Origin of the sequence: Jatrophihabitans lederbergiae (genome assembly GCF_031845305.1) — a bacterium.
GTDB classification, from domain to species: Bacteria; Actinomycetota; Actinomycetes; order Mycobacteriales; family Jatrophihabitantaceae; genus Jatrophihabitans_A; species Jatrophihabitans_A lederbergiae.
On sequence record NZ_JAVREH010000132.1, the window covers coordinates 1 to 2,720 of the forward strand.

Annotated in this window: 3 protein-coding genes; 2 read left to right on the top strand and 1 reads right to left on the bottom strand. The window is 63.4% G+C overall.

The window, feature by feature from the left end; translation table 11 throughout:
- Positions 1–52 precede the first annotated feature (52 nt).
- Positions 53–631 carry a TetR family transcriptional regulator gene (locus RM423_RS24435; protein ID WP_311425642.1) on the bottom strand — a complete coding sequence of 193 codons (579 nt, stop codon included), beginning with the start codon at positions 629–631 and terminating at the stop codon, positions 53–55.
- Positions 632–788: 157 nt separating this feature from the next.
- Here RM423_RS24435 and RM423_RS24440 point away from each other — a divergent pair, with 157 nt between their 5' ends.
- Together RM423_RS24440 and RM423_RS24445 are read left to right on the top strand one after the other, a co-directional pair.
- The gene (locus RM423_RS24440; RefSeq protein WP_311425643.1) at positions 789–1,832 is read left to right on the top strand and encodes a zinc-binding alcohol dehydrogenase family protein; all 1,044 of its coding nucleotides are present in this window, start codon (positions 789–791) and stop codon (positions 1,830–1,832) included.
- 42 nt (positions 1,833–1,874) lie between these two features.
- Positions 1,875–2,498: an NAD(P)-dependent oxidoreductase gene (locus tag RM423_RS24445; RefSeq protein WP_311425644.1), complete on the top strand. Its 624-nt coding sequence runs from the start codon at positions 1,875–1,877 to the stop codon at positions 2,496–2,498.
- Positions 2,499–2,720 lie beyond the last annotated feature (222 nt).

A 2,720-nucleotide genomic window follows, 5' to 3' on the forward strand; every position in this document is an offset into this window, starting at 1 on the left:
GGCTACCGGACGCTCATCTCGTTGTCGTTCTGCGGAACCTGAGCGTCGTTGGCTAAGAAGGCTGCTTTGTTATTGCAGCCCTACCGACGCGAAGCAGGTTCAGGACATCGACGACTGTGTCCGCCATGGGTCGCGGTTCCGGTTCCGCCAACCACGCGTCGAGTGCGACATAGAACACCAGCGCACCCGCCTCGGCGAACATGGTGGCGTCAAGTTCTGATTCGCCGCGTTCGACGAACGCGGCTTTGGCGGCGAGGACGAGGTCTGCTCGTTTCCGTGCGTCACGGTCTCGGAGGGAATCGTCGGAGTTGATGATCCGCCGCCACGCGGCCGTCTCGTCTCGTTGACCGTGAAAGCGGTTGGTTGCGACGTCGTTCAGGACGAGCCGGATTACTTCCATCGGTTCCGCTTCGGGCGGGGCTGCCCGGATTAGGCACGCCGCAGCCTCGGGGACCTCGTTGCCGCCGAAGATGACCTCCCGCTTGTCGGCGAAATAACGGAAGAACGTCCGCGCGGTCAGGCCGGCGCGAGCGGTAATTTGCGGGACCGTCGTTGCCGAGTACCCCTGCTCGGAGAACAGCTCAAACGCTGCCCGCTCGAGACGACCGCGCGCATCGGGAGCCCATCGCATGGACCGATTGTAGGCGATGACATGACGTGTCATACTGTGCATGACACGTCATGTCATCAACGGGGTAAGGGGTTTGAAATGCTCACATACGAGCACGATCTCCAAAACGCGGTGCAGACGACACCGGCAGCTTGTTGGTGGTGATCTCATGAGTGATGTGAATGAGGCGCTGTGGCTGCTTTCGCCGAAGGGCGAATTTGCACTTCGAGCGACGCCGCGCCCAACAGCTGGGCCGGGCGAAGTCGTGGTCCGCGTTCGAGCCATCGCCGTAAACCCCATGGATGCCATCACGGGTCCGCTTCGCCGTATCGTCACACCCTGGGTGCGGTACCCCACTGTCATTGGCAGCGACGTCGCCGGAGAGGTCGTCGAGGTCGGTGAGGGTGTGACCCGGCTGAGCCTCGGTGACCGTGTGCTGGGCTACGCGGCAGGTCAGGAGCGGCTGCGCAACACCCCGACAGAAGGCGCGTTCCAGCAGTACGTGACCGTCCTCGGGCGCGTGTGCACCCCAATACCTGATCAGGTCACCTTTGAGCGTGCCGCCGTGCTGCCGCTCGGACTCGCTACCGCGTCGGCAGGGTTGTTCGAGCCCGACCAGCTCGCACTTCCCCTTCCCACGGTGGCCCCGCTCTCGCGCTGTGACGTGGTGCTTGTGTGGGGCGCCTCGACGAGCGTCGGGAGCAACGCTGTCCAACTCGCCCGGGCAAGCGGCTTCACCGTGCTCGCCACCGCCGGCCGTAAGAACCATGAGTTCGTTCGTTCGCTCGGAGCAGAAGCAGTGTTTGACTACCGCGATGCCGATGTTGTTCAGGGAATAATCGGCGCTTTGGGCGACCGTCAGCTGGCCGGGACCATCGCGATTGGACAAGGCTCGCTGACTCACGCTCTCCGCATCGCGCGTCGCAGTTCCGGCACGAAGCGGATCGCGTCCGCATACCCCGACCCGATCACCAAAACCCGGGCGCTGATCGCGCGGACACGCGGAATACACGTCAGCAGCATCTGGGGCGGCACACCCACACATTCGCCTATCGGACCGGCCATCTTTCAGGACTTCCTGCCCACGGCGCTGGAAGACGGACGATTCCGTCCCATGCCGGAACCAGTCGTCACCGGCAGCGGATTACAAGACCTACCCGACGCACTCGATGCACTCCGCGCCGGCGTCTCCGCAGCCAAGATCGTCGTCGCCATCAACTGACCCTTAAGGAGAAACCGAGTGGACACGCAGAGGACGTTCCTCGTGTTCGGCGCAACCGGCCAGACCGGCCAGCACTTCACCTCGCTCGCCCTGCAAGGCGGGCACCGCGTCAGAGTGCTCGCCCGGACGCCGAGCAAGCTCAACAGCGACAGCCCGAACCTCGAGATCCACCAAGGAACCATTACCGACCCTCTCGACCTGGACCGTCTCGTCGACGGAGTCGACGCCGTCGTGTCCATGCTGGGCGACGCACAGTTGCAGCGGACAAGCAAAATCAACGCCGCCTTCATTGAAAAACTCGTACCGGCGATGCGGCGCAACGGCGTCGCCCGCTTTCTGTACCAGGCAGGCGGGCTGAGCGCGCCTCCCGGTCGACGGCTGACGCCCGCCCTGTGGGCGATTCGGAACACGGTCGCCCGCAGCTACAACGGCCAACACGAGGACAACGAAGCGGTGATGCGCTACCTAACTGACGACGCCATGGACATCGAGTGGATGGTGCACCGCGCCGGAATCGGATCGAATGGACCATCCAAAGGCGTCCTCGAACGGTCCAACAGGAAAGTCAGCATAGCAACATTTGCGGACTGCGCGTCCTACAGCTACCGCCTCCTCTCAGACCAGACCGCGATTCATACATGCGACCCCAGCACCTACCGAAAGTAGACCGCTTCGCTACACCGACGTATGGCTAGCAGGTAACCGCAGAGGACCTCAAGACGGCACCAGTCGCAGGGTCCTCGCCCAGCGCCTGTCCTTGATTGATATAGGACTGGGCGTCCTCCCTCCCATCCTCGCCAACATCACGCCTGTCGTCGTGGATCAAGCGGCGAATTGTTGCGCGCGGGACGCGCACAATGTCAGCTCGTGCGTCCCGCACGACGATCG

Bases quoted from the DNA above. Each gene is read 5' to 3' on its own strand.
- RM423_RS24435 (WP_311425642.1), bottom strand. From the start codon at position 631: ATGCGATGGGCTCCCGATGCGCGCGGTCGTCTCGAGCGGGCAGCGTTT.